Here is a 13,050-nt window from a genome sequence, read left to right on the forward strand (position 1 = left end):
TGCCTTGCCCGGGTTGACCGGGCCCGTGGCCGAGGGGGAGATGCACCCCCTCGCCTCATTCCGGCATAGCCGCTGAGCGGCCTCCGCGCGAGGGCTGGTCGGTCCTCCGTGAGGTCCGACGGGCCTGGTGTTCGGTTCGCCCGCTGTGACGGGTGCGGGCGAGGCGATGTCTCCTTCGTGGCGCGTTCCTTGCGATCGTGGTCGCGTCCCCCTCGGCCTGGGAAGAGGAGCAGAAGCTGCCGAAGCCATGGGTGGGCAGGACCGGCACCTCGTCGTCCAGCTCGTCGGCCAGGCGGTGCGCGGAGGCGTGCTGGGCGCGGGCGAGCTCCTCCGTCAGCCGGGGCTCCACCAGGTCCGGGCGGCCCACCGTGCCGATCAGCAGCGACCCTCCGGTGAACGCCGCCACCCCGCGTCCGTCCCGCTCCAGGACGTAGGTGGTGTGGTGCGGGGTGTGGCCGGGGGTGGCGACCGCGCGCAGGGCGAGGCGCTCGTCCACCTCGACGGTGTCGCCGTCGGCGACCGGGGTGCGGGCGAAGGACACGTCGGCCGCGGCCGGCACCAGGTAGGAGGCGCCGGTGACGCGGGCCAGTTCCAGGCCGCCGCTGACGTAGTCGTTGTGCACGTGGGTCTCGGCGACGTACGCGATGCGCACCCCGCGCTTCACCGCGGCGGCGATCACCTGGTCGATGTCGCGCGGCGGGTCGACGACGACCGCGCCGCGGGGGCCGCCCGCCAGATAGCTGCGGTTGCCCAGACCCTCGAACTCCAGGGTGTCGACGAAGAACACCGGCTACGGCTCCTCCACAAGAGACTGTGTACCTCGGGGGTCTCCGGTCCGTTCACCCTGGCAGGAATACCGAGGGGGTATTTCACGGCCTGCCCGGGTGGCCTGTCCGGCATCGCGTCCCCCACGACGGGTACCCGGCGGGGTATCAAGGGAACCAGGTATTCCGCACCGAAGGAGCAGCGCACCGTGTCCTACGACCGCACCGTCCGCCTGGCCACCACCGACTTCGGCGCCGCCGTCGCCGCCGTCCGTCGGGCCCTGGCCGACCAGGGATTCGGCGTCGTCACCGAGATCGACGTGACGGCCACCCTGAAGACCAAGCTCGACCACGACATGGAGGACTACCTGATCCTGGGCGCCTGCAACCCGCCCCTCGCACACCGGGCCCTGGAGACCGAGCGCTCCATCGGCCTCCTCCTGCCGTGCAACGTCGTCGTGCGCCGCGACGGGGATCATACGCTCGTCCAGGCCCTCGACCCGGGCACCATGGTCACCCTGACCGGCCTCGACGCCCTCCGGCCCGTCGCCGAGGAGGCCACCGCCCGCCTGGACGCCGCCCTCGCCGCGCTGTCCGCCCCCTGACCCATCCGGGCCGGAGGGTCAGGAGAGGGAGAGGAAGAGCTTCTCCATCTTCTGGGTGTCGAGGCTGTCGGCGCCGCCCTCCTGGCTCAGGCACTCCTTGAGGCCACTGGCGACGATGGCGAAGCCGGCCCGGTCCAGTGCGCGGTTGACCGCGGCGAGCTGCGTGACGACCTCCTCGCAGTCACGTCCTTCCTCCAGCATGCGCACGACGCCGGTGAGCTGGCCCTGTGCGCGCTTGAGCCGATTGGCGGCCGACCGCACCTGGTCGGCGGGGAGCTGGGTCATGGGTTCTTCCTTTCACGGGACCGGTCCGGGACCGGCCGCGGTCACTGACCGGGGCTCTGGGCGGCGAGAGAGGCGCGGACCTCGGCCATGTCGAGCCCGCGGACGGCGGTGGTCAACTGGTCCAGCGCCTGCGGCGGCAGGGCGCCGGGCTGGGAGAAGACCAGGATGCCTTCACGGAAGGCCATCAGTGTGGGGATCGAGGTGATGTCCGCCGCTGCGGCGAGGGCCTGCTCGGCCTCGGTGTCGACCTTGCCGAAGACGATGTCGGGGTGGGCCTCGGAGGCCTTCTCGTAGACGGGGGCGAACATCCGGCACGGTCCGCACCAGGCGGCCCAGAAGTCGACGAGGACGATGTCGTTGCCGGTGACCGTGCTCTCGAAGTCGGTGGCGGTGAGTGCGACGGTGCTCATGATGTGATTCCTTCCGTTTCATCGGACTGGCGGCGTTTGATACCCCCTGGGGTAAAGAACACCGGACCGGGGCGGGGCATTCCGGGGGCGCTCAAGGCCGGGTCAGGTGAAGTCGTCGGGGGTTGATCGGTTCTCGGATCGGATCGCGTTGGGGGTGCTGACGCGGGCGTTTCCGCCGGAGCTGGTCGACGAGGTGGTTGCCGAGTGCGGCAGGGTCGAGCAGTGGACGCGGCTGTTGCCGGCACGGGTGGTGGTCTACTTCGTCCTGGCGATGTGTCTGTTTTTCGGGCAGGGCCATGAAGAGGTGGCTCGGCTTCTGGTCCAGGGGCTGGAGCGCGAAGGCCGGTGGGTGAAGGCCTGGCGGGTGCCCACGACGGCGGCGATCGGCCGGGCCCGTCTGCGGCCTGGTCCGGAGCCGTTGCGGGCCCTGTTCACGCGGGTGTGCCGGCCGGTGGCAGTCGCGCGGACGCAGGGGGCCTGGTATCGGCGGTGGCGGCTGGTCGCGGTGGACGGCACGGTTTTCGACGTTCCGGACACCACGGCGAATGCCCAGTTCTTCGGGCGTCCCGGTACCAGTCGCGGGCAGGGTCGCCGTGCGTATCCGCAGGTGAGGGTGGCGGCCCTGGCCGAGTGCGGCACTCATGCCGTGTTCGCGGCCGAGGTCGGACCGCTCAAGGTCCACGAGAGCGTCCTGGCCCAGCGGCTGTTTCCCGTGCTGACGAAGGGCATGCTGGTGCTCGCCGACCGGGGCTTTTGCGGTCTCGACCTGTGGCGTGCTGCGAAGGCGGGCGGCGCGGACCTACTGTGGAGGGTCCGCAGCGTCGTGGTGCTGCCGGTCCTCGAAGCCCTCCCCGACGGGTCCTACCTGTCGGAGATCGTTGCCAAGCGGGACCGTTATCGGCGCGCGGACCCCGAGCGGGTGCGGGTGATCGAGTGCACCCTCGGCCCACGCGGTGGTGACGGCACCGTCTACCGGCTGATCACCACCCTCCTCGACCCCGCCCAGGCACCGGCCGAGGAGCTTGCCGTCCTCCTATGCCCAGCGGTGGGAGATCGAGAACACCCTGGACGAGATCAAGAACCACCAGGGCGTCCCGGGGATGGTGCTGCGTTCCCGGTACCCACGCGGCGTCGAACAGGAGATCTTCGCATTCCTGCTGGTCCAGCATGCGCTGCGCGACCTGATGCACCAGGCCGCTCTCAAGGCCGGGCACGATCCCGACCGGATCTCCTTCACCCGCACCCTTCGCGTCGTCCGCCGCCGCGTGACCGGGCAGGCGGCGCTTTCCCCCCTCGCGACTGGCCCGGTCCACCGCCCAGAGCCTGCGTGAGATCACCGAACGGCTGCTGCCCGCACGGCGGTTACGCTCGAACCCCCGCGTGATCAAACGCAAAATGTCCAACTGGGCCCTCAAACGAGCCGAGCACCACGGCCCACCACGGCCAGACACCCCGACGGTCCGGCTGGTCGAGCCAACCAGAGCCACTTCAACCAGCCGGAAAACAACCTAAATCACCGGTATTGCCCCTAGGCCCGGTGGACGGCGCGTCGCAGGGGACAGCGGGCGACGAAGCCGTAGCAGACGCCCGCACCGGCGCCGAGCGAGGCGACGGCCACCACAATCGGGACTGCTATGTGGGCGGGGGTCTGCTGGACCAGGACGAAGGTGCCCATGGCCAGCACGAACCAGGCGAAGAGCCGGGAGAGGACGTGGGCCGGGACGCGCCCGGCCAGCCGGGCTCCGGCCAGACTTCCGACGACCGCGAACCCGGTGACGGCCAGGGTGAGGGTCCAGTCGATCTGGACGCTCGACAGGTAGCCGGCGAAGCCCGCGGCGGACTTCATCGCGATGACCAGCAGTGAGGTGCCGATGGCCACGGGCATCGGCAGGCCGCCCAGCAGGGCAAGGGCGGGGACGACGAGGAAGCCGCCGCCCGCGCCGACCAGACCGGTGGCCAGGCCGACGGCCGCGCCGTCCAGCAGGACCCGCCCCACCGGAAGCTGCTTGTGAGCCCGGTCGGGGTCGACGTTCTTACGGCCCCGGAGCATGGCGGCGGCGGTGACGATCATCATGACCGCGAAGGCGATCAGCAGCACGACGTCGGGAATGTGGCCGCCGATGAGCCCGCCGGTGTAGGCGCCGGCCATGCCGGCCGCTCCGAACAGGACGCCCGTGCGCCAGCGGACCCGTCCGCCGCGGGCATGGTTGATCAGGCCCACGGCGGAGGTGACGCCGACGACGAACAGGGAGGTGGCGATGGCCTCCTTGGCGTCCATGCCCGCGACGTAGACCAGCAGCGGCACGGTCAGGATCGACCCGCCTCCCCCGAGCAGCCCGAGGGAGACACCGACCAGCAGCGCGAGACCCAGGACGAGCGTCAGCGTCATGACGGTCACCTACCGTCGGCGAGTTGGGCGACGGCCTTGCGCGGGTCGAAGGACCGGGTGCGGTTCCACGGCATCTTCGACAGCATCACGCCCATGGCGCAGGTGTTGCTGATGGCTGCGAAGGCCAGCCCGCCGCCGACGAACGCGGACAGCGCCTGCAGACCGGGGACGAGGAAGCTGCCCAGGGCGCCGACCAGCACCAGGGAGCCGGCGACCAGGCGGACCTGGCGCTCCATGTCCCAGCGCTCCTGACCGTAGTTGGTCGGGGCGCCGGACTTCTCCCAGGCCGTCATACCGCCCGACAGGACCGCCAGACCGGGGAGCCCGGCCTCGGCGAGGGCGCGTTCGGCCTGGCCGGCGCGCTGGCCGGAGCGGCAGACCAGCACCACGTCGGTGTCCAGGTGCTGCGTCAGCTCCTCACGGTGTTCGCGCAGGGTGTCGAGCGGGACGTTGTAGGAACCGGGGATGTGCGCTCCCTCGTACTCGGCGGGGGTGCGGACGTCGAGCAGCCGGGGAGGGCTGGCCGAGTCGAGCCGGGTGCGCAGTTCGTCGATGGTCAGGCTGCGGGGACTGGTGGGGGTGGTCACGCGTTGATCTCCTGTCGGTTGTCGTGAGTGTCGGGGGTGTCGGAGACGAGGGGGCACAGCCCCAGGTCGAGGGCGTTGTCGAAGCTGTCGTCGACGGCGACGACGTCACGGCCGCGGGCGTGGAGCAGCGCGGCGACGACTCCGGCGCGGTAGCCGCCCGCGCAGTGCACCCAGACGCGGCCCGCGGGGATCTCCTCGAGGCGGCCCGGCACCTCGTGGATGGGGATGTGCACCGAGCCCGGGATGTGCGCCTCGGCGCGTTCCTGGTCGCGGCGCACGTCCAGCACGACGAGGTCGTCACCGCCGAGGGCGGACTTCAGGTCGGCGAAGCCGGCGCGCTCGTAGGAGGCCAGGGGCTCACCGCCGGCCCAGTCCCCGGGCCCGCCGATGGCCATGCCGGCCGGGCGGTCGATACCGATGCGCACCAGTTCGCGCTGGGCCTCGGCCACGTCCTCGGCGGTCTCGCCGAGCAGGGTGAGCGGGGTCCCCCACGGGATCAGCCAGCCCAGGTAGGTGACGAACTGGCCGTCCAGGCCGAAGTTGAGGCTGCCGGCGAGGTGCCCGGCGGCGAAGGCGGTGCGGTCGCGCAGGTCCACTACCCACTCTCCGGCCTCGATCCGGCGCCGCAGCTCGGCCGGGTCCGCCACGGACGGCGCGGACAGGTCCGGCCTGCCGGGCCCGCCGGAGTTGGCCGCGCCCATGTGGGCGTAGTAGGCCGGGTAGGCGTCCAGACCGGCCAGGAGCTGCTGGACGTAGGCCTCCTCGTCGGCGGTGAGCGCGGTGTTGGTGTGCTTCTCCTCGCCGATGGTGCTGGACAGACCGGAGGCCTGGGTCGCGGAGCAGAAGGAGCCGAACCCGTGGGTGGGGTAGACGGCCGTCTCGTCCGGCAGTTCCTCGGCCAGCCGGTGGGCGGAGCGCCACTGGGCCCGCACCAGGGTGTCGGTGTGGTCCGGGCCGAGCAGGTCGGGCCGCCCGGTGGTGCCGTACAGCAGGGAGCCGCCGGTGAACACCGCGACCTGCTCGCCGCCCGCCTCCAGCGCGTAGGACAGGTGGGTGTGGGTGTGGCCGGGCGTGTGGATCGCCCGCACCCGCATGGTGTCGCCGACCTCGATCACCTGGTCGTCGCGGACGGGGGTCCGCTCGTAGGAGACCTCGTCGTCGGCGTTGACCAGGTACTGCCCGCCCACCTCGCGGGCGAGGGCCAGTCCGCCGGTGACGTAGTCGTTGTGGATGTGCGTCTCGAACACGTGGGTGATCCGCACTCCGGCGGCGTCGGCCAGCGCGGTGACGCGGTCGTAGTCGCGCTGGGGGTCGACCACCAGCGCCACCGAACCGTCGTGGGCGAGGTAGGTGCGGTCCCCCAGGCCGGGGGTCTCGACGGGCAGAACGGTGATCATCGCGTCTCCTCGGAGGTGGCGGGGGCGGTGAGGGTGCCGGGCTCGTCGCCGGTGGCGACAATGCGGCCGGCGTCGATCCACGCGGCGGTGCCGCCGCTGACGCTGTGGGCGTCGTAGCCCAGGTCGCGGAGCAGGGAGGTGGCTTGCGCGCTGCGGCCGCCGCTCTGGCAGATCACGTGGACCGGACGGTCCTTGGGCAGCTCGCTGAGGATCAGGGGGAGGTTGGGAAGCGGGGCCGAGCGGGCGCCGGGGACGTGTCCGGCCCGGTACTCGCCGCTGTTACGGACGTCGACGACGAGGGCGCCTGCCGCCTGCGCCTCGGCGAACCGCTGCTGGTCGATCTCGGGAACCATGCGGCGAACTCCTGTTCACTTGCCTTCAGAAATACCCGGGGGGGTATGCCTGAGTCCAACCGTAACAGGGTCGGGTTTATGCCCCGGGGGGTATCTGAATGTGATGCGCCTCGCGTACTCCTTCACCAGCCGCACCCGGCTCCTGGGCCGCACGGCACTGTTCTACGCCGGACTCTGCCTCACTCTGGTGCCGCTGGGAGTGGCCGGCTCCTTCGCCGGGCGGCTCTTCTACGGACACCGGGACACCCTGGTCACGGCAGGCGGCTGGCTGGTCATCGCGCTCGGTGTCGCCCAGGTGCTGGGCCGGGGATTCGGCTCGCGCCGCCTGCAGCAGACAGCCGGCAGGCGCCGCTCGGGATCCGCGGCCTCCGTGCTGGCGCTGAGCTCGGTCTACGGCCTGGCGGTCTTCTGCGCGGGGCCGATCCTCGGCGCCGTCCTGACCGTCGCGGCCATGGGCGGCAACCCCTGGCGGGGCGGCGCGCTGCTGGCCGTCTACGCCCTGGGCATGGCGGTACCGATGTTCGTCCTCGCCGCCCTGTGGGACCGTTACGACCTCGGACGCCGGCAGTGGCTGCGCGGCAGGGTGATCCACCTCGGGAAGGTACCGCTGCACACCACCTCACTGGCCGGCGGCACGATGTTCATCCTGCTCGGTGTCCTCTTCCTGGCGTTCGACGGCACCTCCGCCCTGCCGTCCCTGATGGGAGTGGACGCGGAGTTCGCTTGGGAGGAACGGCTGTCCCGGTGGGCGGGCGCGATCCCCGACCGCACCCTGCTGCTCGGCCTGGCCGCGGTCGCGGCCGCCGCCCTCGCCGTCCTGCTGCGCACCCGACCCGGGCGGGAGGAGGAGCGGCACCCGCCGGCGGAGCACGTCCGCGTGGACGGCACCGCGAAGGTACGCCGCTGACCTCACGCGTGTCCTGGGGAGGACCCGCCCCCAATCCCTCCCCAGGACCCGCCCCCGCCGACAGCCACGAAGCCGAAGCCCAGCCCAGTGCTGCGGCGTCTTCGAGGGACCGACGGACCTCGACGCTGCGCCGACGCCACGGACGCGTCTGTGCACGACCTACCCGAACAGGCGCCCCGTTGTATGCGGATGACGCGGAGGGCGGCGACCCGCCTCACCACTGCCCGCGCCGGAGCTGCCGAGCGTCCACTCGGAGCCGCGCGGAACGGGACCGCAACCCGCGACCGCGGGAATCGAGCCGAGCCGTCGTACCACCGTCGCAGGGTCCATCGGCCCCACACCGGGGACCTGCGGTCGCTGCACCGTGACGTGGCCCCGCCGTCATCCTGGTATCAGACATCCGATTCAGGAGGTGGACGTCATGTCCCGCACCGTCACTGTGGGCCTCGACGGTTCGATCGAGAGCCGTGCTGCCGCCGAGTGGGCGGCCGAAGAGGCGGAACTGCGCGGTTCGCAGTTGCGGCTGGTACACGTCTGGGAGCCCGTCCCCGAGCCCGTGGCGGAATCAGTGCATCTGGCACCCGCGAAGCAGAAGCACTGGAGCGAGCGGATCCCCCGTGAGGCGGCTGCGAAGATCCGACCCCGCCACCCCGGCCTGGATGTGATCCTGGAGCCCGTCCCCGGACGCCCGTGGGAGGTGCTGCCGGAGGTGGCGAAGGACACCGAGTTGCTGGTCCTCGGCTCGCGTGGACTGAGCGGGTTCAGAGGGTTCCTCGTCGGGTCCGTGGGCATGCCGGTGATCGCCCACATCAGGACACCCGTCGTCCTCGTGCGCGCCGCACGGGCGGCAGGCGAGAACGAGAAGGAGTCCTCCGGCACACCGCCGGCCGCCGGCCCGTATCCGCCCGTCGTGCTCGGACTCGACACCGCCCACCCCCACGACACGGTGATCGCGTTCGCGTTCGAGGAGGCGGCCCGCCGCGGCACCGCGCTGAAGGCGGTCCACGGCTGGAGTCTGCCGGCGTACTACGCCTACGCCCTGCCGGCCGACCCAGAGCTGGGTAGCGAACTGGAGGAACAGGAGGCCGCCGCCCTGGCGAAGGTCCTGCGCCCCTGGCGGGAGAAGTACCCGCACGTCGAGGTCATCGAGGAATCCCGCTCCGGCAGTGCCGCCAACCGTGTCATCGACGCCGCCCGTGAGGCATCGCTGGTCGTCGTCGGCCGCCGGATCCGGCGCAGCCCGTTCGGCGCCCGCATCGGGCCCGTCACGCACGCGGTGATGCACCACGCCGCTGCCCCTGTCGCCGTCGTCGCGCACGATTGAACGCACCCGACCCAGGGAGGCAACCATGGACGCCAAGGCCGGACGAAAGGACGGTGAGCCCCTCGTCGTGGGCGTGGACGGCTCCGAGCCGAGCCTGCGCGCCGTCGACTGGGCAGCCGACCAGGCGGTGCTGCGCGGAGTCCCGCTGCGGCTGGTGTACGCCTGTCTGTGGGACCGGTACGAGGGCGAAGCCGTCGCTCCGGGCGTCGGCCGGCCGACGGCGCTTCCGTCGCCCCGGGACGTCGTCGACGCCGCCGCCGGGCGCGCCCGTACCCGGCATCCCGACCTCTGGGTGACCACCGACGTCGTGCCCGAGGAGCCGGAGTACGCCCTGGTGCGCGAGGGCCGCGAGGCATCCGTGCTCGTCGTCGGCAGCCGTGGCCGCAGCGGCGTCGCCGAGCTGCTGCTCGGCTCCGTCAGTCTGGCCGTCGCCGCTCATGCCGACTGTCCGGTGGTCGTGCTGCGCGGCAGCCACGACAACCAGGCGACGCCGCCTGTGCACGGGCGGATCGTGGTGGGAGTCGGCGAGGACCCGAAGGCGTCGGCGGCCGTGCGCTTCGCCGCCGACGAGGCGCGGCGACGTCGGGTGATCCTGGAGGCCGTGCGCGCCTGGCGGTGCCCCGTGCACGAAACCGTCGACCATCCCCTGCTCGCGGGACGGCCCGAGCGTGTGTATGAGGAGCGGGCGGCCGAGATACTGGAGACCGCGCTGCATGACGTCCCCGAGGACATCGAGGTCCGCCGGCGCACCGTCGAAGGCCACGCCCGTCGCGTGCTCCTGGACGCCTCGCACCAGGCGGATCTGCTGGTCGTCGGGGCCCGGCGCAGGGAGGGACACCTCGGCCTCCAGCTCGGCCGGGTCGCTCACGGACTGCTGCACCACTCGGCCTGCCCGGTCGTCGTCGTCCCGCAGCACACCGATGGCGAGGCCTGACCGCAGGGCCCGGTACGAGCCTGGGCCGACAGGGCCCCCTCCCAGCCCCGGAACGACCCTCGGGCCACGGCCCGGTCGGATGCCCGAAGTGACCCACGCGGGAGCAGCCCCCGCGGAGCGAGGTCGCAGCGATCGGTTGCCCGTGGAGACGTCCCCGGCGAACCTGCGGCTACGGTTCTTCGCCGTCGGCCGGCGCTCCGTGCGGCCGGCGACCGACCGCGTCTGCGCTCCCGCCCGGCCCTGGTACCGGGCGCCGGTGGCCGAGGCCAAGGGCCAGGTGATCGGTCTCGCCGAGTACGACGCGGCGGAGACTGCCGTCGCCGTCGCCGACAGACTGCGTGCGGCGACTGCCCGGAGGAGGGTGCGAAGGGAGGGCCGCTCGGATGATCCTCCGCGACGGAAAGGGCGGTGACGTCCGCGACGTCCCCGCGATCGAGACGTGGGCGGCTCGGGTCGCCGACGAGTTGACGCCGGCCCGGCGCGGGCCCGACCGTCCGCCGTGGTCCTGATGCGTCCGGCACCGGAACCTCTGGCGGGTGTGACGCACTTCCCTTTCGTCCTGAACAACTCCCGCCGTGCGATGGGCCATCAGGTCGCGCAATGGTGCCGGCGAGGCACGCCCGCGGACGCCGAACCGCCCTGGCACGAGGGGACGTTCGTCCCCCCTGTCTGGGTCTTGCAGCCTCTCTGACGGGCGTTGCCGGCGCGAGACATTGAAGGGGCAACGAGAGTCCCTCAGATACAGCGGCACCCCTGGGAAGGGATGAGCATCATGGCAGTTCACGATCACCCGCACCGGCGTCCGGGACTCCGTTTCCCGTCCGTCCACCGGACCGGGACGGCTCCCGAGTCCGCCGACTCGGCGACCGCTGCGACTACCGCGACCAGCGCGCACGTGTTCGCCGGCCTCCGTCTCCTCACCGGGTTCGTCTTTCTCTGGGCGTTCCTGGACAAGACGTTCGGCTTCGGCTACGCGACCCCGTCGGGAAAGGGCTGGATCGACGGCGGATCGCCGACCATGGGCTTTCTCAGCGGTGTCGCCGTCGGACCGATGGAGTCCACGTTCCACGACTGGGCCGGTGCCGCATGGGCCGACTGGCTGTTCATGCTCGGCCTGTTCGGCGTCGGCCTCGCCCTGCTCGCGGGTATCGGCCTGCGGCTCGCCGCGGTTGCCGGCACGCTGATGATGGCGCTCATGTGGATCGCGGAATGGCCGCCGGCCAAGCACCTGTCGGACGGGTCGCCGAGCATGTCGACGAACCCGTTCGCCGACTACCACCTGATCTACGCCGTCGTCCTCATCGCCCTTGCCACCGCCGGCGCCGGCGCCACCTGGGGACTCGGCCGGATGTGGGCGCGGCTGCCCTTCGTCAGCCGGAACCGCTGGCTCCTCTGACGGGCCGCAGGACATCGCACCGGGGCACCTCCGCTCAAGGGCGGGGGTGCCCCCTCGACCGTGCCGCACCAACGCGCCGACCCGGCCCGACTCCCGGCAACCCGGGACCGATGGCGGACCCGGCGTACGCCGACAGGACTCCGTCCCGGCACCGCGAGCACGACGCGCTGGACATCCCCCCCTTCCCCTGCGCGACAACCCCACCCCGGCCCCCGACCTGGCCGAGCGGTGCGCGCATTTCGGGGAGCACGGCCTGCGGGCGCTGTGAGGTCACCGGCCACCTGCGGGGCCCGGAGCCGGGCCCCGCAGGGCGTGCGGGTTCCCGGCGGACGGGGCACGATGGTACGAGGGGCGCGACACCCGCTTGCCGAGGGGTGCGACTGCGACACCGCGCAGGACCCGGCCGCACGACAGAAGGGGTGTAGGACGCCGTGGTGAACCCGGACGACGATCCAGCCCGGTCACAGCGGCCGATGGAGCGCTTGCTCAACGCCGTCCTCGCGGTCAGCCGCGAACTGGAACTGCCCGTCGTGCTGCGGCGCATCGTCAGTACGGCCATGGAACTGGTCGACGCCCGCTACGGTGCTCTGGGCGTGCTGAACGACGACGGATCCGCGCTCGAGGAGTTCATTCCCCTCGGTCTGAGCGAGCAGGAGTACCAGGATCTGGCGGGCTCCGAGTTCCCGCACGGCCGGGGTCTGCTCGGCCACCTCATCCACCATCCCGAGCCCCTGCGCGTGCGGGACCTGACCCGCCACCCCGACTCGGTCGGTTTCCCGCCGGGCCACCCTCCGATGCGCGGACTGCTGGGGGTCGCCATCAGTGTGCGCGGGCGGATCTACGGCAACCTCTACCTGTGCGACCGGCGCGACGGCGAACCGTTCGACGGCCACGACGAGGCCGTGGTGACCGCGCTCGCCGGTGCGGCCGGCATCGCGATAGAGAACGCCCGCCTCTTCGAGCAGACGCGTTCCTCCGCCGAGCACTTCCAGCGGCTGCTGCTGCCCACCCTGCCCGAGTTGGCGCCGTTCGGCGCCGCCGCCGTCTACCGGCCGGCCACCGCGCCCGGCCACCATCTCGGGGGCGACTGGTACGACGCCCTGCTGCTGCCGGACGAGAGCTGCGCGGCCATCATCGGCGACGTGGTCGGACACGATCTGACCGCGGCGGCGGCCATGGCGCAGATCCGCAACATGCTGCGCGCCCTTCTGTACGACCGTCGCACACCGCCCAGCTTGGTCCTGCACCGGCTCGACCACACCTTGAACGCCATCACGGAGGCGCAGGTCACCACCGCCTGTCTGGCCCGCATCGAGCGGGACGGGGACGGCTGGCATCTGCTCTGGTCGACCGCAGGCCATCTGCCGCCCCTCGTCGTGACGGCGGACGGGCACGCGGATTACCTGGAGGCCGAACCCGGTGTACCTCTCGGCGTGGACGAGGCACGGCCCCGTCCCGACCACACGCATCGGCTGGCGGCCGACGACACGGTCCTGATGTTCACCGACGGCCTGGTCGAGCATCCCCGGCGGCCCCTGGACGCATGCCTGGCGGAGCTCGCCGACCTGGCCCGCGCGCACAGCACCCTGCCACTCGACGCCCTGTGCCGCCTGCTGTCCGACCGGCACCCCAGTGACGGGCACGACGACCTCGCCGTTCTCGCCGTGCGCCCGCCGTCCCGGTGAGGTGCCCCGGCGCG

At 72.1% G+C, this 13,050-nt stretch carries 13 protein-coding genes and 2 pseudogenes; 8 read left to right on the top strand and 7 right to left on the bottom strand.

The window, feature by feature from the left end:
- Positions 1-187: 187 nt before the first annotated feature.
- Positions 188-787: pseudogene (locus AC5L3C_RS36150) on the bottom strand (MBL fold metallo-hydrolase); the annotation flags it as partial.
- Between the two features lie 186 nt (positions 788-973).
- Between AC5L3C_RS36150 and AC5L3C_RS36155 the strand changes: the two are divergent.
- On the top strand, positions 974-1,369 hold the full coding sequence (locus AC5L3C_RS36155; RefSeq protein ID WP_493653333.1) for a DUF302 domain-containing protein: 396 nt from the start codon (positions 974-976) through the stop codon (positions 1,367-1,369).
- 18 nt (positions 1,370-1,387) lie between these two features.
- On the opposite strand, the gene AC5L3C_RS36160 is transcribed toward AC5L3C_RS36155, so the two are convergent.
- The gene (locus tag AC5L3C_RS36160) at positions 1,388-1,654 is read right to left on the bottom strand and encodes a metal-sensitive transcriptional regulator (protein WP_493653335.1); all 267 of its coding nucleotides are present in this window, start codon (positions 1,652-1,654) and stop codon (positions 1,388-1,390) included.
- Between the two features lie 41 nt (positions 1,655-1,695).
- Positions 1,696-2,064: a thioredoxin gene (gene trxA / locus AC5L3C_RS36165; protein ID WP_493653337.1), complete on the bottom strand. Its 369-nt coding sequence runs from the start codon at positions 2,062-2,064 to the stop codon at positions 1,696-1,698.
- Between the two features lie 106 nt (positions 2,065-2,170).
- On the opposite strand from trxA, the pseudogene AC5L3C_RS36170 reads away from it, so the two are divergent.
- Positions 2,171-3,395 (top strand): annotated as a pseudogene (locus AC5L3C_RS36170) (IS4 family transposase).
- A gap of 197 nt (positions 3,396-3,592) precedes the next feature.
- Here AC5L3C_RS36170 and AC5L3C_RS36175 read toward each other — a convergent pair.
- The 4 genes from AC5L3C_RS36175 to AC5L3C_RS36190 are packed head-to-tail and all read right to left on the bottom strand — an operon-like array spanning position 3,593 to position 6,790.
- On the bottom strand, positions 3,593-4,453 hold the full coding sequence (locus tag AC5L3C_RS36175) for a sulfite exporter TauE/SafE family protein (protein WP_493653338.1): 861 nt from the start codon (positions 4,451-4,453) through the stop codon (positions 3,593-3,595).
- A 5-nt stretch (positions 4,454-4,458) separates the two neighbouring features.
- The gene (locus AC5L3C_RS36180) at positions 4,459-5,040 is read right to left on the bottom strand and encodes a rhodanese-like domain-containing protein (protein ID WP_493653340.1); all 582 of its coding nucleotides are present in this window, start codon (positions 5,038-5,040) and stop codon (positions 4,459-4,461) included.
- On the bottom strand, positions 5,037-6,437 hold the full coding sequence (locus AC5L3C_RS36185) for an MBL fold metallo-hydrolase (protein ID WP_493653341.1): 1,401 nt from the start codon (positions 6,435-6,437) through the stop codon (positions 5,037-5,039). The genes AC5L3C_RS36180 and AC5L3C_RS36185 overlap by 4 nt, the downstream gene beginning before the upstream one ends.
- Positions 6,434-6,790 (bottom strand): rhodanese-like domain-containing protein, encoded by a 357-nt coding sequence (locus tag AC5L3C_RS36190; protein WP_493653343.1) that lies wholly within the window; start codon positions 6,788-6,790, stop codon positions 6,434-6,436. Before AC5L3C_RS36190 ends, AC5L3C_RS36185 begins: the two co-directional genes overlap by 4 nt.
- Positions 6,791-6,893: 103 nt before the next feature.
- Between AC5L3C_RS36190 and AC5L3C_RS36195 the strand changes: the two genes are divergently transcribed.
- From AC5L3C_RS36195 to AC5L3C_RS36220, 6 genes are all read left to right on the top strand, one after another.
- Positions 6,894-7,697 carry a cytochrome c biogenesis CcdA family protein gene (locus AC5L3C_RS36195; RefSeq protein ID WP_493653345.1) on the top strand — a complete coding sequence of 268 codons (804 nt, stop codon included), beginning with the start codon at positions 6,894-6,896 and terminating at the stop codon, positions 7,695-7,697.
- Positions 7,698-8,118: 421 nt separating this feature from the next.
- The gene (locus AC5L3C_RS36200; protein WP_493653347.1) at positions 8,119-9,021 is read left to right on the top strand and encodes a universal stress protein; all 903 of its coding nucleotides are present in this window, start codon (positions 8,119-8,121) and stop codon (positions 9,019-9,021) included.
- 25 nt (positions 9,022-9,046) lie between these two features.
- Positions 9,047-9,955: a universal stress protein gene (locus AC5L3C_RS36205; protein ID WP_493653348.1), complete on the top strand. Its 909-nt coding sequence runs from the start codon at positions 9,047-9,049 to the stop codon at positions 9,953-9,955.
- Between the two features lie 383 nt (positions 9,956-10,338).
- The gene (locus tag AC5L3C_RS36210; RefSeq protein WP_493653349.1) at positions 10,339-10,464 is read left to right on the top strand and encodes a hypothetical protein; all 126 of its coding nucleotides are present in this window, start codon (positions 10,339-10,341) and stop codon (positions 10,462-10,464) included.
- A 263-nt stretch (positions 10,465-10,727) separates the two neighbouring features.
- Complete coding sequence (locus AC5L3C_RS36215) at positions 10,728-11,351, top strand: hypothetical protein (RefSeq protein ID WP_493653350.1); 624 nt, start codon at positions 10,728-10,730, stop codon at positions 11,349-11,351.
- Between the two features lie 473 nt (positions 11,352-11,824).
- Positions 11,825-13,036, top strand: coding sequence for a PP2C family protein-serine/threonine phosphatase (locus AC5L3C_RS36220; protein ID WP_493653351.1), 1,212 nt, complete (start codon positions 11,825-11,827; stop codon positions 13,034-13,036).
- Positions 13,037-13,050 lie beyond the last annotated feature (14 nt).

Source organism: Streptomyces speibonae, assembly GCF_984686075.1.